The 22,296-nt window shown below is 48.7% G+C and carries 20 protein-coding genes; all 20 read left to right on the plus strand.

The genetic code is table 11. The features are described from left to right. Positions 1–181: 181 nt before the first annotated feature. The 20 genes from radA to G8768_RS06450 all read left to right on the plus strand — a co-directional run bounded on the left by radA (position 182) and on the right by G8768_RS06450 (position 22,294). Positions 182–1,555 (plus strand): DNA repair protein RadA, encoded by a 1,374-nt coding sequence (radA, locus tag G8768_RS06355; protein ID WP_166849708.1) that lies wholly within the window; start codon positions 182–184, stop codon positions 1,553–1,555. Positions 1,556–1,836: 281 nt separating this feature from the next. After that, positions 1,837–2,430: a class I SAM-dependent methyltransferase gene (locus G8768_RS06360; protein WP_166849705.1), complete on the plus strand. Its 594-nt coding sequence runs from the start codon at positions 1,837–1,839 to the stop codon at positions 2,428–2,430. A gap of 62 nt (positions 2,431–2,492) precedes the next feature. Next, complete coding sequence (locus G8768_RS06365) at positions 2,493–4,238, plus strand: GspE/PulE family protein (protein WP_341800981.1); 1,746 nt, start codon at positions 2,493–2,495, stop codon at positions 4,236–4,238. Between the two features lie 2 nt (positions 4,239–4,240). Continuing rightward, positions 4,241–5,440, plus strand: coding sequence for a type II secretion system F family protein (locus tag G8768_RS06370; protein ID WP_166849703.1), 1,200 nt, complete (start codon positions 4,241–4,243; stop codon positions 5,438–5,440). Between the two features lie 79 nt (positions 5,441–5,519). Continuing rightward, positions 5,520–5,933, plus strand: a complete 414-nt coding sequence (gene gspG / locus G8768_RS06375) for a type II secretion system major pseudopilin GspG (RefSeq protein WP_166849701.1) — start codon at positions 5,520–5,522, stop codon at positions 5,931–5,933. A gap of 15 nt (positions 5,934–5,948) precedes the next feature. Next, entirely contained in the window at positions 5,949–6,419 is a 471-nt protein-coding gene (locus G8768_RS06380; protein ID WP_166849699.1) for a GspH/FimT family pseudopilin, read from the plus strand. Then, on the plus strand, positions 6,416–6,808 hold the full coding sequence (locus tag G8768_RS06385) for a type IV pilus modification PilV family protein (RefSeq protein WP_166849697.1): 393 nt from the start codon (positions 6,416–6,418) through the stop codon (positions 6,806–6,808). Before G8768_RS06380 ends, G8768_RS06385 begins: the two co-directional genes overlap by 4 nt. Continuing rightward, entirely contained in the window at positions 6,808–7,416 is a 609-nt protein-coding gene (locus G8768_RS06390; protein ID WP_166849695.1) for a prepilin-type N-terminal cleavage/methylation domain-containing protein, read from the plus strand. The genes G8768_RS06385 and G8768_RS06390 overlap by 1 nt, the downstream gene beginning before the upstream one ends. After that, complete coding sequence (locus tag G8768_RS06395) at positions 7,416–8,357, plus strand: type II secretion system protein GspK (RefSeq protein WP_166849693.1); 942 nt, start codon at positions 7,416–7,418, stop codon at positions 8,355–8,357. The genes G8768_RS06390 and G8768_RS06395 overlap by 1 nt, the downstream gene beginning before the upstream one ends. Positions 8,358–8,377: 20 nt before the next feature. Then, positions 8,378–9,412: a PilN domain-containing protein gene (locus G8768_RS06400; RefSeq protein WP_166849691.1), complete on the plus strand. Its 1,035-nt coding sequence runs from the start codon at positions 8,378–8,380 to the stop codon at positions 9,410–9,412. Next, positions 9,409–9,963: a type II secretion system protein GspM gene (gspM, locus tag G8768_RS06405; RefSeq protein WP_166849689.1), complete on the plus strand. Its 555-nt coding sequence runs from the start codon at positions 9,409–9,411 to the stop codon at positions 9,961–9,963. The genes G8768_RS06400 and gspM overlap by 4 nt, the downstream gene beginning before the upstream one ends. After that, positions 9,960–10,493, plus strand: a complete 534-nt coding sequence (locus G8768_RS06410; RefSeq protein ID WP_166849687.1) for a hypothetical protein — start codon at positions 9,960–9,962, stop codon at positions 10,491–10,493. Before gspM ends, G8768_RS06410 begins: the two co-directional genes overlap by 4 nt. Positions 10,494–11,388: 895 nt before the next feature. Then, the gene (locus tag G8768_RS06415; protein ID WP_167202728.1) at positions 11,389–13,092 is read left to right on the plus strand and encodes a hypothetical protein; all 1,704 of its coding nucleotides are present in this window, start codon (positions 11,389–11,391) and stop codon (positions 13,090–13,092) included. 90 nt (positions 13,093–13,182) lie between these two features. Further along, entirely contained in the window at positions 13,183–14,109 is a 927-nt protein-coding gene (locus G8768_RS06420; RefSeq protein WP_166849683.1) for a peptidylprolyl isomerase, read from the plus strand. An 11-nt stretch (positions 14,110–14,120) separates the two neighbouring features. Continuing rightward, complete coding sequence (modB, locus tag G8768_RS06425) at positions 14,121–14,825, plus strand: molybdate ABC transporter permease subunit (RefSeq protein ID WP_166849680.1); 705 nt, start codon at positions 14,121–14,123, stop codon at positions 14,823–14,825. Between the two features lie 9 nt (positions 14,826–14,834). Then, positions 14,835–15,932 carry a molybdenum ABC transporter ATP-binding protein gene (gene modC, locus G8768_RS06430; RefSeq protein ID WP_166849677.1) on the plus strand — a complete coding sequence of 366 codons (1,098 nt, stop codon included), beginning with the start codon at positions 14,835–14,837 and terminating at the stop codon, positions 15,930–15,932. Between the two features lie 277 nt (positions 15,933–16,209). Beyond that, positions 16,210–17,733, plus strand: coding sequence for a class I adenylate-forming enzyme family protein (locus tag G8768_RS06435; protein WP_166849674.1), 1,524 nt, complete (start codon positions 16,210–16,212; stop codon positions 17,731–17,733). A 65-nt stretch (positions 17,734–17,798) separates the two neighbouring features. Further along, complete coding sequence (locus G8768_RS06440; protein WP_166849671.1) at positions 17,799–19,937, plus strand: TonB-dependent receptor domain-containing protein; 2,139 nt, start codon at positions 17,799–17,801, stop codon at positions 19,935–19,937. Between the two features lie 329 nt (positions 19,938–20,266). Then, the gene (locus G8768_RS06445) at positions 20,267–21,232 is read left to right on the plus strand and encodes a thiamine pyrophosphate-dependent dehydrogenase E1 component subunit alpha (RefSeq protein WP_166849666.1); all 966 of its coding nucleotides are present in this window, start codon (positions 20,267–20,269) and stop codon (positions 21,230–21,232) included. An 18-nt stretch (positions 21,233–21,250) separates the two neighbouring features. Next, a complete protein-coding gene (locus tag G8768_RS06450; protein WP_166849663.1) occupies positions 21,251–22,294 on the plus strand; it encodes an alpha-ketoacid dehydrogenase subunit beta in 1,044 nt (347 codons plus the stop codon). Positions 22,295–22,296: the final 2 nt, after the last annotated feature.

Genomic DNA, 22,296 nt, shown 5'->3' on the forward strand with positions numbered 1-22,296 from the left:
GGCTTGGAAAAATCGATGCCCAAAGTGCGAAGTATGTTTATGCCTCAGGCAATGTGGCTGACTGCGGTACGATATTCGTAAATGAAGTCTCTGAGAAGGGTAATGCCGTTTGTGTGTGGATATTGGTTGAAGACGCGCTGGGGTATACTGCGCTGCTGAAAAACACTTAAGGAACATCTTCGTGGCCAAAGCTAAAACCGCTTATGTTTGCAATGATTGCGGCTCTGACTATCGCAAATGGCAGGGACAATGCACGGATTGTGGTGCCTGGAACAGTTTGACTGAAGTCAAATTGGGCCCAAGTCCCAGCAATCGCTCGGCAAAATTTGAAGGCTATGCGGGTGCGGCGGATGGCGGTGTGAAAACCCTGGCCGACATCGATCTGCAAGACGTTCCGAGATTCAGCTCGGGTGCGGGTGAGTTCGATCGTGTGCTTGGCGGTGGTTTGGTGCCTGGTTCTGTGGTGTTGATTGGCGGCCATCCCGGTGCCGGTAAATCCACCTTGCTATTGCAAACCATGTGCTTTTTAGCCGAGCAGCGAGAGGCACTTTACGTCACGGGTGAGGAATCGCTCCAGCAGGTGGCGATGCGCGCCAAACGTCTGGGATTGCCGACCGACAAATTAAAGATGCTGTCCGAGACCAGTGTGGAGGCGGTATGTACAGCGGCTCAGACGCACAAACCCAGTGTGATGGTGGTGGATTCTATTCAGGTGATGCACCTGGCAGATATTTCGTCGGCTCCGGGCAGCGTGTCCCAGGTGCGTGAAAGTGCAGCTTATTTAACCCGCTTCGCCAAGCAGAGCGGTACGGTGTTGATTCTGGTTGGGCATGTGACCAAAGATGGCAGCCTGGCCGGACCCAAGGTTCTTGAGCACATGATTGATTGCTCGGTCTTGCTGGAAGGAGGGCACGACAGTCGTTTTCGTACCATGCGAGGCAATAAAAACCGATTTGGTGCGGTGAATGAGCTGGGTGTGTTTGCCATGACCGAGCAGGGCCTTAAAGAGGTGAGTAATCCCTCGGCGATCTTCTTGCAGCGTGGCGAAGAGGCAGCAGCAGGCTCATTGGTGATTGTGGTTTGGGAAGGCACCCGTCCGTTGCTGGTCGAAATTCAGGCGTTGGTGGACGACAGTCATCAGGCCAATCCTCGTCGGGTTGCCGTTGGTCTTGATCACAATCGCTTGAATATGTTGCTGGCGGTGTTACACCGCCACGGTGGCATCATGGTGGGCGACCAGGATGTGTTTATTAATGTGGTTGGTGGCGTGCGGGTGATGGAAACCAGCGCGGATTTGGCCTTGCTGCTCGCAGTGATTTCCAGTTTTCGAAATCGTGCTCTGGATCGCGGTTTGGTGGTGTTTGGTGAGGTGGGCTTATCGGGTGAGATCCGCCCGGTACCCAGCGGTCAGGAGCGACTGCGCGAGGCGGCCAAGCACGGTTTTAAGCGAGCGATTGTGCCGATTTCCAATTGCCCGGCAGAGCCCATTGAGGGCTTAAAAGTGCTGGGTGTGAAAACGCTTCAAGAAGCCATTGCCGCACTGGGAGATTTTTAGAATTTCTGCTGTCTCAAATTGACCTCCAATCTGGCCACTGGTGCCTGGAATGGATGGCTTGGTCAGCTGATTGAGTGATCCCCTTGGGGATTCCTTAAGGCTGAGTATCAATACACAAGGTGGTGCTTTATACTGCGCGCTTTTGTTTTGCCCATTGCGTGCGCCGCAAGCGTTTTGGTCGTATCTGCTTAGTACTTTTGATTTAAAGTACTTGCTTGAGGAGACCGCTTGAAGGGCCTGCATACCAATGGCGATCAACCCTTGAATCTTAGGAGTGATGGATGCACATAAGCTCATATGACCATATGAAGCGCGTTGCCGAAAAGTACTTGAATGCCGACGAGAAACTGACCATTTATGATCTGGGCAGTTACGATGTGAACGGCAGCTATAAGCCTATTTTCGATAATCCAAATTGGGAATACACCGGCATTGACCTGGAGGCAGGCCCCAATGTTGATATTGTTCTAAAGAACCCTTATCGCTGGCCATTGCCGTCAAACAGCGCCGATGTGATTATCTCCGGTCAGGCTTTCGAGCATATCGAGTTTTTCTGGGAAACCTGGATGGAGATGGAGCGTGCCCTGAAGCCGGGTGGCCGCATCCTGTTGATTGCGCCTTCCAGAGGGCCTGAACACCGCTATCCTCAGGATTGCTGGCGTTTCTACCCCGATGGTTATCATGCTTTGGCAAAATTTGGTGGTTTGGGCCTGGATGAAGTGACCACTGATTGGGAGCCTCATGAGGCTGAGTGCAGCCATGCCTGGGGTGATACTGTTGGCGTGTTCCATAAACCACATCGCCGTTTGCGTGGACGGATAAAACGCAAGGTTTTGATGTCTCTAAGAAGATTGCTGTTTCGTTTGAGCGTGTAGGCAATCTGGATGAATGAGCTAAATCGGGCATGAAGCCCACAATGATGAACTGAGAAGACTCCGTGGAAGATAAGCCTCAACAAAAGATTGGCCAGCAGTTAGTGGCTACCGGCAAAGTATCCAGTCGTGATATTGAACGGGCTCTGGCCGCCCAGGAAGAAATGGGTGGTTACCTCGGACAGGTTCTGGTGAGTCTGGGCCTGATTTCGGAGCTGGACCTGCTGAAAGCACTGGGTCAGCAGTTGGATAAGCGTCTTATAGGCAGTGATGATTATCCCGAAGAGGCCATCAAACTGGATGGCCTGGCCGAAGAGTTCCTGCTTAACAACTCCGTTGTGCCTGTTGAGAGTCGTGAAGGCCTTGTGGTTTTCGCCGCCTCTGTGCCACAGGATCCGTTCATCAATAAAGCGCTGAAGCTGGCGCTGGGCCGTCCGGTGAGCATCGAGTTCGGTTTGGAAAGCGATATTACAGCCGCGTTATTGAAATATCGCGAGAGCGACGAAGATGATGAGCTTGAAGAGGGTGGTGAGAGTTTTGTGGGAGATGACGAGTTTATCGAGCATCTCCGCGACCTGGCCAGTGAAGCGCCGGTTATCCGAGTGGTGAATCAAATTATTCATCAGGCTTTGGATCTGGGTGCTTCGGATATTCATATCGAACCTTTCGACGATGGACTCCAGCTGCGTTACCGAATTGACGGTGTATTGCAGGATATGCCGGATCCACCATCGCCGGACTTGTCGGCGGCGATCGCCTCCCGCATTAAATTGCTCGCGGGTTTGAATATTGCTGAGCGCCGTTTGCCTCAGGATGGTCGTATCATGACCCGGGTGAAAGGTCATGAGTTGGACTTGCGGGTTTCTACAACGCCAACGGTTCACGGTGAAAGTATTGTGATGCGTGTGCTGGATCGACAGAGTATCCAGCTCAGCTTGCAGAGTATGGGCTTCAGTGAAGATACCCTGAAAGTCTATCTCGATTTGCTGGCCAAACCCCATGGGGTTCTATTGGTAACCGGGCCAACTGGTTCGGGTAAAACCACCACTTTATATGCATCTCTGGCGTCTATGGATGCAGCGGCCGCAAAGATTATTACCGTAGAAGATCCGGTTGAATATCAACTGCGCGGTATCAATCAGATTCAAGTGCAAAGTCAGATCGATCTCACATTTGCGGCGGCGCTGCGTTCGATTCTGCGCCAGGACCCCGACATTATAATGATCGGTGAGATGCGTGATACTGAGACGGCCCAAATTGGTGTTCAATCGGCCCTTACCGGTCACTTGGTTTTATCAACCCTGCATACCAATACCGCGGCTGGTGCGATTACCCGTCTGGAAGATATGGGGGTTGAGCGTTATCTGATTACCTCTTCAGTCAATGGTGTTTTGGCCCAGCGATTGGTTAGAACCTTGTGTAAAGACTGTCGTGAGCCGGTCGAGCTATCAGCCCAGGCAAAGTGTGAAGCAGGGCTGGATCGCTTTATGCCCGCTGGCCAGGATACGATTTACCACAGCAAGGGCTGTCCATCCTGTAAGCAAACAGGATACCGAGGTCGTACGGCCATTCACGAATTGTTTGTTATGGATAGCCAAATGCATCGAGCCATTCTTGATGGCGCCGATGCGACTCGCCTGCATCAGGAAGCACGTCAGCAAGGTATGATTACCCTGTATGAAGATGGTCTGCGTAAAGTTGCCGAGGGTTCAACGTCTTTGGAAGAAGTATTGCGAGTCACCCAGGACCAGAGCGATGACGATCAAGCGGCTGAATTGCGGGCCGTTGATGCGAGTGGCGCGGGCAGCTGATCATGGGCGAATTTTCCTATAAAGCTGCAGATCGTCAGGGTGCGATGGTGCATGGGAATATCACTGCGGCCAGCAAAGAACTGGCTGTACGCAATTTGCGTCAGCAGGGCCTGACGCCGGTAACGGTTAATGAGGGCGCCCAGAAGCTGAAAGCGGACCCTTCCAGTGTTCGCCTGTCTCGTGAGCAGGTTTTGAACGTTACTTCCGAGCTTTCCGTTCTGCTTCGTGCAGGTCTGCCTATTGATCGTGCTTTGAAAGTGCTGATTGATATGAGTCAGGAAGAAGAGCCTAAAGCCGTTTTGGAAGCGCTGCTGAAAACCGTTAAAGGCGGTAAGGGGCTCAGTGTTGGGCTGGAGCAGTACGAACGGGATTTCGGTGGCTTCTATGTCAATATGGTTCGTTCGGGCGAGGCCAGTGGTAATCTGTCGCACGTGCTTCAGCATTTAACCGAATATCTGGAAAACGCCAAAGAGGTGCGTTCCAGCGTGGTCTCGGCCCTGATTTATCCGGGAATCTTGATGGGGGTGGCCGTACTTTCCATCGCTTTTATGCTCGGCTTTGTTGTGCCTCAGTTTGAATCCTTATTTGCGGATATGGGCGACGCTTTGCCTGCCATGACAGCGGCGGTGATTGCTGCTGGTGACTTTATTAAAGGCTGGTGGTGGCTGTTGTTGATACTGATCGCGGCCATCGTTTGGTATGTTCGTCATTGGGTCAATACGGAAGATGGTGAGTACCGCTGGCACGGTATATTGCTCAAAATGCCTATTCTGGGCGGCGTATTGTTCAAATATGAGATGGCTAATTTCTCCCGCACGGTGGGAACTCTGTTGGGAAGTGGCGTATCTCTATTACAGGCATTGACCATTGGCATTAATACTGTGGGCAATCGCCATGTAAAAGAGTCCCTTGTGGATCTGCCGCCAGCGGTCAAGCAAGGACACCGTATATCGGCCACCATGGAATCAAATGGCAGCTTCACGCCCAAAGTGGTTCAAATTATTCGGGTAGGTGAGGAATCCGGCAGTCTTGATGAGATGATGCTGGAGTTGGCTCGGGTCTATGATGGTGACGTGCAAGTGGGCGTAAAGCGGGCACTTACCTTTATTGAGCCTGTCCTGATTCTATTTATGGGCGGCGCCATCGCCCTGATTATTATTGCTATTTTAATGGGGATTATCTCCGTTAATAATCTGGTTTAAGGCTTGCCTTCTTTCATCAAGTTGTGATGAATCAAGCTGCAGGGTAAAGAGTAAAAGGATGAAAATCGTGAGAAAGACTATGAAATCGAACAAAGCTCAGGGTATGACTTTGATTGAATTGCTGGTGGTGTTGGCTATTTTGGCAATGATTGCCGGTTTGGTTGGTCCAACCATTCTTGAGAAGTTGGATGGAGCCAAACATAAAACAGCTGGTATTCAGATTAAGGATCTGGAGTCTGGTCTGGAGATATACAAGTTGGAAGTTGGACGTTTTCCAAGTACGGAAGAAGGCCTTCAGGCTTTGATGAATAAGCCGGGTGATGCAAAGGGCTGGAATGGTCCTTACTTGAAAGGAAAGGATGTTCCCCAGGATCCATGGAGTCGTGATTTTATTTATAAGTACCCGGGTGCGAATGGCGGTATGGAAATTATTTCCTATGGCGCTGATGGTCAGCCCGGTGGTGAGGGCGATAACGCGGATATCAGCAACTGATTTTATTGTTTTAATATGATGACTCGCCGGCGTGTTATAGAAGGCTTTTCGCTTATTGAACTGATGGTGGTTCTGGCGATTATGGCTGCGGCTGCCGGCGCCGCTTTGCCGGCTATGGGGCGCATGTACGATGCGATGCAGTATCGAGATACTGTGCGTTCTATTCTCAGCAGTACCAAGGCCGCCAGATTTAAAGCGCTGAGTACTGGCCGTTCCGTGGATTGGGTCTATAACGCCAATGCTCGTGAAATTTCTGTTAACGATACGCTTCAGCAAACCCTGGATGACAGCTTTTCAGTACAAATTACCTCGGCCCGAGATCTTAGTGATGATGCTCGTCGAGCGGTGATTCGTTTCTATCCTGATGGCAGCTCCAGTGGGGGTGATGTTCGCATTGAACACGAAACCGGTAAGGGCATGCAAATTAAGGTCGATTGGTTGTTTGGGCGAGTCAGCCAGCATCCGCTCGAAGAAGAATTTATATGACTCGCAAGGCTAGCCAAGGTTTTTCCCTGCTTGAAATGCTGGTGGCGATCGCTGTGCTGGGATTCAGTTTGGGCGCGTTGTATCAGGCGGTTGCCGGCGCAAGTCGCAATGTGCATCTGGATGAGCAATACACCTATGCGTCGGTACTGGCTGAATCGTTACTGGCCAATTACCAAGTGGTGCCCATTGGAGGTGTGCAAGAGAGTGGGGAAACTGAAGGCGGTTACGCTTGGCAGGTGATTACCCAGCCAACCCCCGGGGATTATCCAGAAAATATGGAATTGGGTTCCCTTCAGAATATTGAAGTAACTGTATCCTGGAATGACGGTGAAAAAGAACGTCAGTTCCAGCTGGATTCGATTGTTCTTGGTTCGGAGTTGGAACAGTGATGCATCCTGGTGTTGTTGTTCGGGTGCGGGGCTTCACGCTGGTCGAGATGATGGTGGCCTTGGCTGTCTTATCGCTGATCAGCTTGGCCGCGGTCAGCGCTATGCGCAGTTTTGCTCAAAGCCAGGAAGCCGTTGAGCGTAAGATCGTGAAAACCGAATCCATGCGCTTAACCTTGAGTTTCCTTAAGAGAAGTTTGTCTCAGGCAACTTCGATACCGCGCTCCGGTGGGTTGCAAAGCTATTTTGGTGGCAAGAAAAACGAACTGGTCTGGGTGGCCCCCCTGAACCATATTGCGGCAACGGGCCTGCAAATTATGCGCCTGTCAGTTGACGAGGACAGTGAGAAAAAGCCACTGGTTCTGCAAATGTCACACTATGTCAATGCCAATAGCCGCCCGGATTGGGCGCAAGTCGAAAAGTTTGTGCTGATTGACGAAGCGGCTAAATTGGAGATCGGTTATAAAGGCGGGCATCAAATGGATTGGTCGGAAAACTGGGCTTATTCGATGGCTTTGCCCAAATTGCTGCGAATCAATATTGTACGTGGTGAGGTCTATTGGCCTGAGATGGTATTAGCGTTAAATAGCAGCTCCAAGGCCAGCTTCTAATGGGATATTCTGTCTCGCAGTTCAGCAAGGCGTCGCACAAGAAAGCCAATCAAGGCCTGGCTCTGGTGATGGTTATGTGGTTGGTTGCGGCCATGTCACTTTTGGTGGCCGGGGTTTTATACAGCGCCCGTATGGATGTTAAGCAGGTACAATTACAGAGTAAGTTTTCCAAGCATGAAGCTTTGGCGGATGGTGCTGCCAAGTTGTTATTGCGGGATTACAATTTTGCCCTGGGTGAGCAACTGGAAATGAGAGGGCCTTATCTCTGGCAGGGTGAGTTATTGGGTGTTGCTGCCAAGGGCAGGATGGTATCCGTAAAAGGCTTGATTGATTTGAACTCAGTAGGTTTGGATGCGATGGCTCAGCTGCTATCTGTGAGATTGGAAATGGAGCCCGAGCAAGCTCTGGAGCTGGCGCAGAACTTAATCGATTGGCGTCGTCCGGTCAGTGGCGAGTTTACTGGAATGCATGCTGAATATGAGGCCTTGGGCTTGCCTGTCCCCCGCCATGATCGCCTGTTGTCCGTTGCAGACTTACTGGCAGTTAATGGCTTTAATTTTGAAATGCTGCAAGCACTGAACGATGTTGTTTATGTGGAGCGTTCCATCAGTGGTGGTGTTGATCCTGCAAGTGCACCCATTGAGGTACTGAGTGTGCTTGCGAATGGCAATGAAGAGGTAGCTCTCAATTATGAAACCATGCGCCGCGAAGCAGAAGATAGTTCCGAATTGCTTAATCATGCGGAATTTAATGCCGACTTTTTTGGTCAGAATGCATCAACTTTAATGCGTTTGGATATTGAATTGCGTGTTGAGCAGGAGATAATGACGCGTCGATTGTGGGTGGATACCGCCGGTTTTTCGAACGCAGTACCTTGGGAGGTCGTTCGAGTTGAGCCAATGCAGATCTCCCAGTTCAGTAATCCGTCGGGTTCCCGTTGAGGATCCGCAGTATATTAGACATGAAGATAGAAACTAACGATTTATCACTCTTTGGCTTGGACTTGAGCCAGGCCTGGGGCTACGTAAAGTTGGCCTGGCGGGATCTGCTTTGGAATCAGCTGTCACCGGTTCGTAGGGCCTTTGCAGAGACAGTCGAAGTCCGTTCATTGGAGCCTGGCCAAGAAGGTTATTATCGCTTGGGGCAAAAGCAGAATCTTGCTGCACCCAAGGTTCAGGCGAATGCTTTCATTTTGCCAGACGATATTGTGTTGCTTAAAAGCCTGCAGCTACCCCTTGCTGTCGAGGTGGAGTTGGCGGAAGTTGTGCATCTGGAGGTGTTGGCGAGTTGTCCGTTTGCAGTTGAAGATGCCAGCTATGCCTGGCTCGCTGAGCAAAACGGGGGTGATTTTATCAATGTCCAGGTGGCTATGGCGCGACAGGCTGACATCAATAATTGTTTGCTGGAAAATACGATCGATAAAAGTACAACGGAAATTTGGGCGATGACCCCAGCAGGAATCGCCTGTTTTGACGGTGAGGCCGTTGAAAAGCGAGAAGGGCGCTACAGGAAACGCCTGCTAACGACCGTGGCATTTGTTGTTGCCAGCTATCTATTGCTTTTATTTGCTCCGGCAATTATTTCTTCTGCTCGCGCTCTTCAGGCTGAAAAAGTGGAACAGCAATATACGAGTCTAAAGCAGAGTTCGGCGAAGGCTGTAACCTTGAAAGAAAGCTTGGCCAGGAAAAATGTGGTGCTCGCTGAAGTTGAAACCCTGGTTTCCGAAAGTTCCAGTTTACTTCCGCTGCTGGCGGAGTTAACTAATCTTGCGGAAGATGACGTCTGGTTCCGCAATGTCAGACTTGATAAAGATAAACTTCAACTCACCGGTTATGCCACCAATGCGGCGGAGTTTATGCAGCTGCTTTCTTCCCACGAAAATTTCCAGCAGGTAAAGCAGAGGGGGGGCATTCGCAAAGACAGGGCGAGTGGACAAGAAGTATTTACCGTGGAAATGCAATTGTCTGAAGCTGGTCAGAAAGGTGACGCTCAATGAGTAAGCGATTTAATGCTCAAAGGCGAGCCCAGCTGTTGATTGGCCTGATTTCGGGCATTGCCATATTGGTTTTGTGCTATTTGTGGCTTGGATTCTTTAACAGCTATATGCAGTCCAGCAAAGAGATATACCGGTATCAGCCTTTGATGGCCCGTTTGGTGGGTATTGAAAAAGCTGAGGCACAGTTGCAGAGCGCCAATGAACTCGCGGAAGCGGATATTAAGCGTTTCGTTTTCCCCGATCAGGGCGGCGCTGATGTGGCAGCCGCTGCTTTGCAGCAAAAAGTTCGTAATCTGGCAGTTGAGCAGGGATTTACCGTATCAGGCAGCCAGATTTTGCCGTCTTCGGAGGGCGATGGCTTTCAGCGTTTATCAATCAATATGACCTTGAATGGCCCAATGTCTTCTTTAGTTGGGATGCTGGACAGTTTTGCTTTACTGGAGCCGACTGTTGCAATAAGTACCGCACAGCTAAGTCCAGGAAGATCTCGCAGCAATGAACAGCGCGTCAATATGAGAATTACTCTGGAAGCATTGAGGTGGCGTTCATGATGATTGAGAAAATTTTTGCTGATGGCCCGGAAAGCGGAGCCAAAAAAATCTTTCTATGTTGTGTGTTAGGGTTCGCATTATTGTTCGCTTGGTGCACCTATAAAGTGATGGCGACACCTGTACCGGGTCCTGTTTTGCCGGCCGCGGATACAATGCAGCCGCTGGTCGTACCGGAAAAAGCAAGTGTGGAAGATAGCAGTATAATTACCTCCAGACCGCTATTTTGGCGAGGCAGGCAGCTGTTAGCTGTCGAGCCCGAGAAGGAAATTGCTCCAGCTCAGGTTGCCGCCGCCGATTTAGACAAGATCAAGCTCTTGGGAATTTATGGCGGTGGAGTGCTTGTCTCCGGCTTGAAAGATCAAACTCGATTGGTGCTGGGCGAGAAGTTGGGTGATTGGAAGCTTCACCGTTTGGGGCATGGCTATGCAGAGTTTTCCCGTTTGGGGGAATACAAGAGCATTTATATAGAGCAGCCTGATGTCTCTGCCATTACGACAGCTTCGCAAGCGGAGTTTGACCCTGAAGCATAAGTGGTGATGGTTTTAGTTTATAAAAATCAAAGGCTTACAATTTATACTTGAACTTGTTTGTAAAAGTGGCTAGGCTTGCCAGCTAAGTTGAAGGAATAACTGTAAAATCTGAACGGAATTCCAGCTTCAAGAGGTTTGCCTGTTGCGCTAAAAGCCGGATATTGAGTTTTAGAAGTACAAAAGGCCTGAACGGCTTGTATAAAGATAAAGACTTGAACTCAATCAATTTAAGGCTTTAAACAAAACTGTAATATATAAGAAAGATACTTGAGTTCCGTTTATTGCGGTCTATATTAAGAGCGCTATGTCTTGGAGTTTTTGCTCGGATATGGCTTCTCTGGAAAAAATTGAAAACGAACGTGAAAGAACGCTTGTGTGAATCATTTCCATAAGCGCACAAACTGGCGTTGGCCTTGTTACAGATTTGTTGAGGTCATGCATAAAACGTTCGTTTATGGATTGAGTTGTAGCCGATTGCTCGGCTCCAATTCATAGTAAGCTCTCCTATATTTAAGGGAGTTTATGTGCCAGTTGGGAGTTTAAAATTTAACCAATTGGCTTTTGCGTAAACCTGTTTTGTGTGAAATTGCATATTGCGGCAAAAAAAGCGGTTAAATCAGTGAATTGATAAAAAATTCAGTTGTTTAGCCCTAGTCGCTATGTTATTTTACACCCCCGTGTTTACATGGCTCATGCTGTGTAGATTATGCGGTAACGCCCAGTACGCTGTTTTTATCAGTAGGGAGTACTGCATAAATGTGCTTTATGCAGTTGTGTTAAAGAGAAAACTAAAATTGTTGTAAACCTAGGAGCAACATAAATGAAGAAAAAACTTTTACCTTTAGCGCTGGCGGCAGCGGCTGGTTTCACTGGCGTTACTGCTCAGGCTCAGACCATGGTTCAGAACCATGACGGTACTGGTCAGCTATTGATGTACCCTATCTATACTGCTAATGGCGGTAACGATACTTACATCTCTGTAGCTAACACCACTGCCGACTACAAAGCTGTTAAGGTTCGCTTTGTAGATGCGATGAACTCTCAGGATTCTTTAGACTTCCACCTGTACCTGTCTCCACAGGATCACTGGTCTGGTGTCGTAACTAAAGAGGGCGATGGTGCCGTTCTGAAAACTGGTGACACTTCTTGTACAGTACCTAACATCCTGGCAGCTTCAGCTGTAGGTCAGTTGGGTACAACTGCACCAATGCGTACCTTCAAGTACGGTACTGGTGGCGCAGAAGCTGATGCGATCAACAATGGTCTTGATCGTACTTTGGAAGGTCACGTAGAAATTATTGAAATGGGTGTGGTTCCTGCTGCTTCCGCCTCTAATGGTGTTGCGCAGTTGGCCCCAGGTTCTGGTTCTGCAACCGCTGGTGCTGCTGGCGATTCCGCTCTGGTTCTGCGTTCTTCGATCAAGCACGTGAATGGTGTGCCTGGCAATTGCGCTAACTTGGAAACTGCATGGCGTACTGGTGGTGCTTTCTTCTACACTGATCAAGAAAACACCCCTGGTGACGCAAAAGCTGCTACTCACCTTCAGCTGGATGCTCCAACTGGTGGTTTGTATGGTTATGGTGTAATCATTAATGTACCTGATGGCACAGCGGCTATGTTTGATGCTGTAGCCGTTGACGGTTTCATGGATGATGGTTATCACCCAACCCCAGGTGATGATGAGCCAGGTGTTGATGATGGTGTTGACAATGCGACTGTTTATATTGGCGATTCCACTGCTACTAACGCCGCTACTTATCAAGACTTTGACGGCGCTGCTGCTGCGGTACTGGCTGCGAATGGTGTAGGTACTACTCCTGTTGCTGTTACTGGTCTTGAGCACGTAGATCCTCAGCGTGGTAAAACTGGTTCTCGCTTCGCTGGTGGTGGTAACTCAACCGTTACAGCTACTACCGCGGGTAACGACCAAGAAGGTTCTTTGCAAGCTCTGTCTGCTCTGCTGACTCGTGCTACTGTTGCAAACGATTACGTTCTTGAGCCAGGCCTGAATGCTGCGACTGATTGGGTTATTACTTTCCCAACTAAGCGTGACTTTGTGAACTTGTCTGCTGCTGCTGTTGCTGCTAACCCGTTTGGTGGCGCAGGTGCGACTGCGGGTGCTGCTACTGACGCTCCTGCTCCATTTACCAGTCAGTGGGATCACTCCAAGACTGAAGCCTGTGAGCAAATTGCAATCTCTTACTGGGATCGTGAAGAAGGTGTTAACGTAATTACCTCTGGTTTTGACTTCTCTCCTGCACCTGTAACTACTCCAGATGTATTGGCTCTGTGTACTGAGTCCAATATCCTGAACTTCAACAGTAAAGGTGTTTTGGGTGGTTCTTCTCGTATCACTAAGAGCATCACTTTGGCTAACGGCTTCAACAATGGTTGGGCTCGCGTAAGCTTTGGTGTTCCAGGTGCTGGTGGTACTGTGACTGCTCCTGAGCTGTCTGATGGTAGTGAAATTGTTAAAGGTCTTCCAGTAATTGGCTTCGCTATTCAGAAGTATGTAAACAACTCTGCAACTTCTGCTGGTGCTTTGGCTAACTATGCTGGTTCTATTGGCCACCACTTTACTAACACTAACGATAACTAATAGTTATTTGTGTTAGAGAGAAAACGCGGCTTCGGCCGCGTTTTTTTTGTCTGTAGATATGTGTTTTGACAAAGGTGATAAGTGATTTTTATGTTGAGATATTTTGCTATTTGTATGGCTATGTTGCCTCTTTCCGTTGATGCTCAAGTGGTGATGGAAAAAGATGGCGTTTCAGTTACAGTAAAAGATATTGATAACTATATAGAAACTAGGCTGCCGGAAAATAATAAATATCAAATCATGGCTCGCTCCGGATTTCTAAAAGAAACAATTGAAAATATTTATGCTATACGGGTTTTGGCCAAAAAGTCGGAAGCAAATAAAAGATTGAATCATGAGCTTTTAGACTGGACTGCGCGGATGGAGAAAAATAGGGCTAACATGAAAGCACAGATGCTTGATATGGCTCAGCAAGATTTAGAAAAGACATCTGATTGGGAGTTAAGAGCTAAGGAAACTTATTTGGCTGAAAATAAGCGTTTTGCAACTCCGGAGTTAATTCAAGCTTCTCATATTCTCATTAAACCAATTGATCGTAGTGACGAAGAAGCATTAATACTTGCGGAAGAGCTGCGCTCAAAAGCAATAGCTGGAGAAGATTTTACCGAACTTGCGGTTAAATATTCAGAAGACAAATCTGTAGGACGAAATCAAGGTAATCTTGGGGAGTTTGGTCGTGGTCGAATGGTTAAAGAGTTTGAGGAAGCAGCCTTTGCTTTGGAAAAAGCTGGAGATATTTCCGATGTTGTGAAGTCGCAGTTCGGCTATCATATTATCAAGCTCATTAAAAAGACATCCGCAAGTAAACAATCATTTGACGAAGTCAAAGATGGAATTATCGCTGAATTGCAGGCAGTCCAGGAAAAGGCATTTGTCGAACGGTTGGTAACCAATATTCGTACAGAAGCTGCATCGGCAATTGATGAAGAGCAGATGGACAAGCTTATTGTAAAATACGGTAATCAGCTGCAAGAAGCTGGATTGCTTGAAAAGCCAGTTTCGACGTCAGAGAAATAACCTAGCTTAATATGATTACAGCCCAGCTTGTCGACTCTCTTTTGCTGACAATAAAATTAGCTGGGCTTGTTACTATTTCTTTAGTATTTCTATGCACCTTACTCTGTTCGATAGTTGAAAAATTGCCTTCAGTTATTGGCCCTATCGTTAAATCAATTTTATTTTTACCCCTTGTTTTACCACCCACGGTGCTTGGGTTTTATCTCCTTGTTTTCTTTAGCGCAGCTTCGAACGTAAACACGGATTGGACTGGATTTGCCTTCACCTTCGAAGGCCTGGTCATAGGCTCGGTCATCTACTCCCTACCATTCGTATACCAACCCATCCAAAATGCCATCAGCGCCGTAGGCCAGGTTCCCAGTGATTTGGCCGCTACAATGGGTGCCGGTCCCATAGATCGCTTTTTTACGGTCACTCTGCCGCTCGCTAAAGATGGATTCATTGCAGCAGCCATTTTGGGTTTTGCCCATACGATCGGTGAGTTCGGTGTTGTACTTATGATTGGTGGTAACATTCCGGGCGAAACCCAGGTGCTTTCTGTCTTGCTGTACGAGTATGTCGAGATGGGGGACTATGAGTCGGCCCATAAGCTATCGGCAATTTTGTTGGGTGTTTCTTTTGTTTTGCTCTTCGCGATGTATCGCTTTACCGGTTCGGCCTCATCAATGTTTGCGATGGGGTCAAAGTCGAATGGAATAAACTCCCGGAAAACATAGAGGCGTATTTTGCCGAATCGCACCCAAGACAACATGTTGAGCGTTGATGTTCATCACCAATTGAATGAGCATTTGCTGTTGTCTTTGTCTGCTGAAATTCCGATGCAGGGTGTGTGTGCCATATTTGGTGAGTCCGGCACTGGTAAAACAACGCTATTGCGTAGTGTTGCAGGCTTGTTTGAGTTGCCTGATGCGAGCATTAAAGTGGCTGGGGAAGTGTGGCAGTCTGAGCGAACCTTTAGGCCTGTGCACAAGCGTTCTATTGCGTATGTGATGCAAGAAGACAATTTACTCCCCCATTTAACGGCCCGGAAAAACATTAACTATGCCTTGAAGCGGCGCCTGAATAATTTTTCAAATGACTTTTGGTCTTTGGATTCCACCAAGAACGTTATTGATATGATGGGCATCGAGCATTGCCTGGAGCGTTTACCAGAGCAGTTGTCCGGTGGCGAGAAGCAAAGGGTTGCGTTAACACGTGCTTTGCTATTGAAGCCAAAACTTCTTTTATTGGATGAGCCCCTGTCTGCACTGGATGATGCTAGGAAAGAAGAAATTCTCCCCTATATAGAGCGTCTAAAGCTCCTTAGTGACACTTGTATTCTGTATGTAACCCATTCAAAGCGAGAGCTTGCCCGCTTGGCAGATCGAGTGCTAATGGTGGATAGAGGGCAGTTCACCCTCCATGAAAATGTCAGCGAAGCCTTATTCCCGTCAGAACAAGCACTCACAAAAGAGGTTCTGCTGGAAGCTCGGGTAAAAACCAAGCAGCCCGAGTGGGGCTTACAAGACCTGGCTATTGGAGACCTATCCATTCGGTTGAAAGACAACAACGAACCGATAGGTAGCAAGGTGCGATTGTGTGTGGCAGCAAAAGACGTCAGTTTGAATCTGGCTAAGCCTGAGCAAAGCAGTATATTGAACTTGTTGCCGGCGTCTGTGGTAAGCCTGCACCCGATGCAGGATAAATTTACTGTGGATGTGCGTCTAGATATTGCTGGCCGGCCGTTGTGGGCGAGCATAAGCCGCTACTCCGCCAATGAAATGAACTTGAGGCCGGGCCTGGAGCTTTGGGCTCAAATTAAAGCGGCCGCCATTATGGCTTAGGTCCAGAAAAGTCAGTTTCTTTCTTGTCGTTGATAGCGATATACATCCATCTATTTTCCCTGTTGGCTCTTTTGTAGATCTTCTCTTCTAGCCCGCTAACTCTTTACCTATTCATTTGCGCCAAATGCAAAATATTTTGCGCCTATTGTCATGCCCTGAAAACGGGAAAGGAATAACTTTAGAGTAATACTGCAATCGCGCTTCGTGCCTGAGAATAGAGCGCTGCGCAGAAACTTTCCCGTTGGATAATCGAATATCTTTGTTCAGAGGTGGCTTTATGTCTTTAACAGAGTGGCTGCATAGAGCCGATAGTCATGGTGCGACAAGCAAAGCACTGGTGTGTGGTGAGCGGAGCTACAGTTACAGTGAGCTCAAAGAGGTGATCACACGAGTAGCAGCTGCCTTTGTCGAAATGAAGTTGCCGAAGGGCGCCAGGATATGCATTCTCTCGCAAAACAGTGATCGGGCCATTATCAGTTTTTGGGCTGCTATTTGGGCGGGTTACATTCCGAATCTTATGAATACCCGTTGGTCTGTGCGTGAACTGGAACTGTCATTGGCCGACTGTGAAGCCAGTCTGCTATTGGTCGATGATAGCTTTATTGAAAGTGGAGAGGCTTTAGAGAAAGCGTGTGGCTTCCTCGACCGCCTAATATTTATCGGTGAAAGAAAAGATGCCTCTTCGGGGACGCTGAGCTATGAGCAATTAATCACGGCTTCGCCTTGCGACGACCGCTCTGGAACGGCGAGTGACGATGTCTTGCTCAACTATACTGGGGGCACTACAGGCAAGGGTAAGGGTGTTGTTCACACCCACAGCAGCATAAGCTCTGCGCTCAATATTTGTTTTGCAGAAAATTTTTATGACCATCGAAAAACCCTGGGTTTGGTGGTTCCACTTTTTCATATCTCGGGCATTTTGTGCATGGCGGCGACATTGCGAAGCCAGGGTTGTCTGGTGGTTGTGCCTGCTTTTGAACCCTCGAGGGTGCTTCGACTGATATCGGAATTCAATGTCGAAACCATGATGATGGTGCCAACCATGTGCCGAATGCTGGTTTCCTCAGAAGATTTTAACAAACATGATTTAAGCAGCCTGACGTCGATACTGTACGGTGGGTCGCCAATTGATAAATCTTTGCTTCACGAACTCTTTAATGCGCTCCCTAATGCCGAGTTCTTTCAGGTATATGGTCAAACAGAAGGCGCCCCTATTTCCTTTTTACATCCTGAAACCCATCGCGCTCGAGGCGATGAAGAACGTTTAGGTTCGGCAGGAAATGTTGCGCATGGTGTCTCGGTTTCCGTTCGGGATTCCAATGGTAAAGAGCTGGCTGAAGGTGAGGTGGGTGAAGTATGTTTCAAAGGCGAGCACGTGATGAATCGCTATTGGAATCAGCCGGAAACCACCGCTCAAACAATCAATGATGGCTGGTGTCACAGTGGAGACGTTGGCTATATGGACAGTGGTTATCTGTACATTGTTGATCGTCTGAAGGACATGATCATCTCCGGTGGGGAAAACGTCTACACCACGGAGGTAGAGAATGTCCTGGCAGCTTGCCCGGGCGTCTCGGAATGTGCCGTGATAGGTGTGGAAGATGAGACTTGGGGCGAGCGCGTGCATGCCTATGTGGTATTGGGCACTTCGAACCAGCATGATCTGGACGTGATCCAGCGCCATTGCCGACAATCCCTGGCGGGATACAAGGTGCCCCGAAGTTTTTCTATTCTGGATGCACTTCCTCTCACAGCTGTTGGGAAGATCGATAAGGTTGCGTTGAGAAGAATGGCGCTATAAAGCAATGACGCTTTTGAAAGCCGAGACCAAAAACTTTTCAGGCTATAGGTTTATAGGAGCTGCGGATGGCTTATCAACAATATTTTGGTGAAATTCATGGAATGATCCGTGAGACAGGGCGTAAATTTGTCGAACAAGAAGTTCTACCTTATATCGATGAATGGGAAGAGAAAGGGGAATTTCCTCGGGATCTATACCGCAAGGCCGGGAAAGCAGGATTATTGGGGATTGGATATCCGGAAGAGCTTGGTGGCACAGGAGGCGATGTTTTCCAGAAAGTGGTCTGGTTGGAGGAACTGATGCGAGCAGGCTCTGGTGGTTTAACCGCAGGGCTGGGTTCTCTGGATATCAGTCAGCCACCGCTTGTTAAATTTGCTCGCCAGGAGCTGAAGGAAAAAGTTGTACCACAGGTTCTGAGCGGTGAGAAAATCTCGGCGTTAGCGATTACTGAACCAGGCTGTGGATCGGATGTGGCAAGTCTGAAAACACGTGCAGTGCGAGAGGATGGCTATTATCGTGTAAATGGAAGTAAAACCTTTATCACAAGCGGTGCACGAGCTGATTATTATGTCGTAGCTGTGCGAACCGGTGATGCAGGCTATGGCGGTGTCAGCCTATTGCTGATAGAGCGAGATACCCCCGGATTCGCCATCGGTAAAAAACTGGACAAAATGGGTTGGTGGGTATCGGATACTGCTGAGCTCTTCTTTGAAGATTGCAGGGTGCCTGTTGAAAACCTGATCGGCGAAGAAAATCAGGGCGAAAGCGACATGGCGGTAAGTTCCATTAAATTGGACTGGTCAATGGGAGATCATCTTTTAACGGCGCAGACGTCCTATGCGAAATATGATTATTTCGATATTTGTGATTGTGACTTTTCAGCGTTGCCCTTTATTCAGGTGCATGGAACAGAAGATTACAAGCAGTGGAGTCAGGAGATTCGCTTAACCTCATTGGCCAGTGAATCCGTTGAGTATATCGCGGGGATTTACTACCACCAGTCAGATTTGTACTACACCTCTGATGAAAGCTTCGGCACCGCTGTATTGGGGGCACCCAATGTTACGCGTTCCTATCAGTTTGATCAGGAGCAGGAAATGTGGGCGATCTTTGGCTCCTTAACCTGGAATTTCACGGACAATACCCGAGGCACTTTGGGGCTGCGCTACAGCGAAGAAGAAAAAGAAGCCACGCATAATCTGGACAAGCGCTTTACCGGCAACGTCAGCTTTGGTGGCCCGTTCTCATATGGTAATACGGCAGCGGAATATGATCGCTTCGCGACTGATTTGCCAGCCGCATCGGCAGGCCTGGATGCGAATCTATGGTCACTACTCGGCACCACTGAGCACAATATTGCGCGTACCCGAAAAGAAGATCATGTTTCCTGGTCGCTGAATATAGAGCACGATCTGGATGATGACATTATGTTGTATGCGTCAGTCGCGACAGGATTCAAAGGGGGCGGCTTTGACGGACGGTATCTGGGTGACAATTCAGGCGGTGCGTTTGAATATGAGGAAGAAGAAGCCATGAACTATGAGTTGGGTGCCAAGATGACTTTACTGGACGGCGCTGCCACTCTAAATGCGACGGTGTTCCGAACCGATGTTGAAGATTTTCAGGTGAGCGTATTTGATGGTTCAACGTCCTTTCTGGTGACCAATGCGGCAGAACTAAGGGTTGAAGGCGTAGAGGTGGATGCACGTTGGAGAGCGACTGAAAACCTAATGATTAATGCCGCCATGACCTATTTGGATAACCGTTGGCAAGCTTGGGATACTGCGCCCTGTACAGCGCCTCAAAGTGTTGCGGGCGTTATTGACTGTAGCCAGGGGCAGAACCTGGCAGGAAGGCCAAATACCTTCTCGCCGGAATGGGCATATAACTTGATGTTTGACTATTCCCAGCCGGTTTTCAACACCTTGGAGTTCAGAAGCGTCCTGACATTCAATTTCTCAGACGAATACTATACGGCACCGGACCTGGATCCGGAGTCGCTTCAGGATGACTTCACCAAAGTAGACTTGCGTTTGTCTATTGGAGATCAAAGTCAACGTTGGGAGCTGGCTGTGGTAGGTAAGAACCTGACAAATGAAATGGTCAGCAATAACTCGGTTGATCAGCCCCTGGTGACGGGTAACTATTTTGCCATTACTGATCGCTTACGTTCGGTAGCAATTCAGGGCACCTATCGTTTTTAAGGTCAGTATCAGATTGTTGCAGTTGAAAAGTAGTTAGAGCTTGTAGAGTGAGCAGTACAGTATATTAAAAAATACTGAGATCTCCTGTATCGCAGCCTTGCGATCAAGGGCGCCATATCCATGGTGCCCTTTTTTTATTCATCCTTTTTTCGATATTTGCCCGCTTCCCATGTCAGGCATGAGCTGCGTTAAATGTCATAAAAAATGCGCCTAATGTCAGGTAGTGAATTCCCAGCTTCGCTATTTTGACGATTGGAAATGGAGTCTTTATCGGCTTTTTGAGTCGCAGCTTACATTTCAAAAATAATGATAAACCTCTGGAGTTTTCAATGGCCATCACCAAAGAGCAGGCACTGAATTATTACCGCAAGATGCGGCAAATTCGCGAGTTTGAGGAAACCATTCACCGTCAGAATACCACCGGAGAAATTCCGGGTTTTCTTCACCTGTATTGCGGCGAAGAAGCGAATGCCGTTGGTGTTTGTGCACACTTAAGCGATGAGGACTATATCGCCAGTAACCATCGAGGGCACGGCCACTGCCTTGCCAAAGGTTCCGACCCAAGACTGATGATGATGGAACTCTATGGTCGAGAAGAGGGCTTGTGCCGAGGTCGTGGTGGTTCCATGCACATTGCTGAACTGGATAAAGGCAGCTTGGGTGCCAATGGCATCGTAGGTGCTGGCGGACCTTTAGCAGCGGGCGCGGCATTAACGCAAAAATTGAAAGGAAGCAAAAACATTGCGGTCTGCTTTCATGGTGATGGTGCGACCAATGAAGGCTATATGTTCGAAGCCATGAACATGGCCGTGATGTGGAAACTGCCCATTATTTTTTATTGTGAAAATAATGGATATGGCGAGTTCACCGGCATTGAGTATGCCTTGGGTGCTGATTCAATCGCTGAACGTGCAGCGGCTTTCGGTATGCCTGCAAAAAAAATTAATGGCAATGATTTCTTTGAGGTCTATCGCGAGGTCGGTGAAGCCGTTGAGCATTGTCGTGCTGGGCAGGGACCATACTACATCGAAGCTGAAGCAATACGGTATTACGGACACTATGAGGGTGATTCCCAGTTATATCGCACCAAAGAGGAGCTTAAAAACCTGGAAGACAATGACTGCCTGTTGGGTTTTAGAAAAAAAGTGACTTCCGATGGCTTGTTGACCGATGCAGAACTCGACGCGGTCGATACCGACGTTATTGAAGCGTTTAAGGTGTATCTCGATGAGGCCAGGTCGGCAGCTTGGCCGGCGACCGAAACGCTTTGTGATCACGTCTACATCAACTATTAATTGTCGGAGGAATTAATTATGGCAGAGAAAAGTTTTCGTCAGGCAATTAGTGAAGGCCTGCGCGCTGAAATGCAGCGCGATGATCGTGTGTTCCTTATAGGGACGGATATTTCCGGTGGTGCCGGTTGCCCCGGGCAGGATGTGGATGCTGCGGGTGGTGTTCTTGGCATCACCAAGGGTTTTGCTTCCGACTTTGGCGTTGATCGCGTAATTGACACGCCCATTGCTGAAATGGGGTACATGGGCATTGCGGCCGGTGCTGCTGCTACCGGGATGCGACCCGTCGCCGAGCTGATGTTTAATGACTTTGTGGGAAGTTGTTTCGACGTTTTGCTCAATCAGGTTCCCAAATTTCACTATATGTTCGGCGGTAAAGCGGTTACGCCTTTAACGGTTCGCACAATGATAGGGGCTGGCGCTTCCGCTGCTGCTCAACATTCTCAGAGTTTGCATCATATCTTTACGTCTATTCCCGGATTAAAAGTGGTTGTGCCTTCCAATGCCTACGACGCAAAAGGGCTTTTGATACAGGCCATTCAGGACGATGACCCGGTCATGTTTATGGAGCACAAAGCGCTTTATGACCTGCCATCAGCCGCCGCTGAAGTGCCCGATGAGGCCTACACAATCCCGTTTGGCGAAGCGAACTTTTTGCAGGAAGGGGACGATGTCACGATCATTGCTATGGGCTTGATGGCTCATGTTGCCATGGGGGCTGCGGTCGAGTTGGCTAAACAGGGCATCACCTGCGATGTGATCGATCCTCGCACTACGTCACCATTGGATGAAGAATCCATTCTGGAAAGTGTTGAAAGTACCGGGCGATTAGTGGTGGTTGATGAAGGCGCGGCCCGCTGCGGTTTTGCGCACGATGTTGCCGCTCTCGTAGCGCAACATGCGTTCGCGTCTTTAAAATCGCCTATTAAGCTGGTCACCCCACCTCATTGTCCGACACCGTTTTCATCGCCTTTGGAACAGGCCTGGTTGCCGGGTGGTGAGCAAATTGTTGCGGCCGCTCTGGATGTTATGGGTATTGATGCAGCTGCTTCAGCGGTTGCCTAGGA

This window comes from Pseudoteredinibacter isoporae (assembly GCF_011602085.1).
In the GTDB taxonomy this organism is placed as follows: Bacteria; Pseudomonadota; Gammaproteobacteria; order Pseudomonadales; family Cellvibrionaceae; genus Pseudoteredinibacter; species Pseudoteredinibacter isoporae.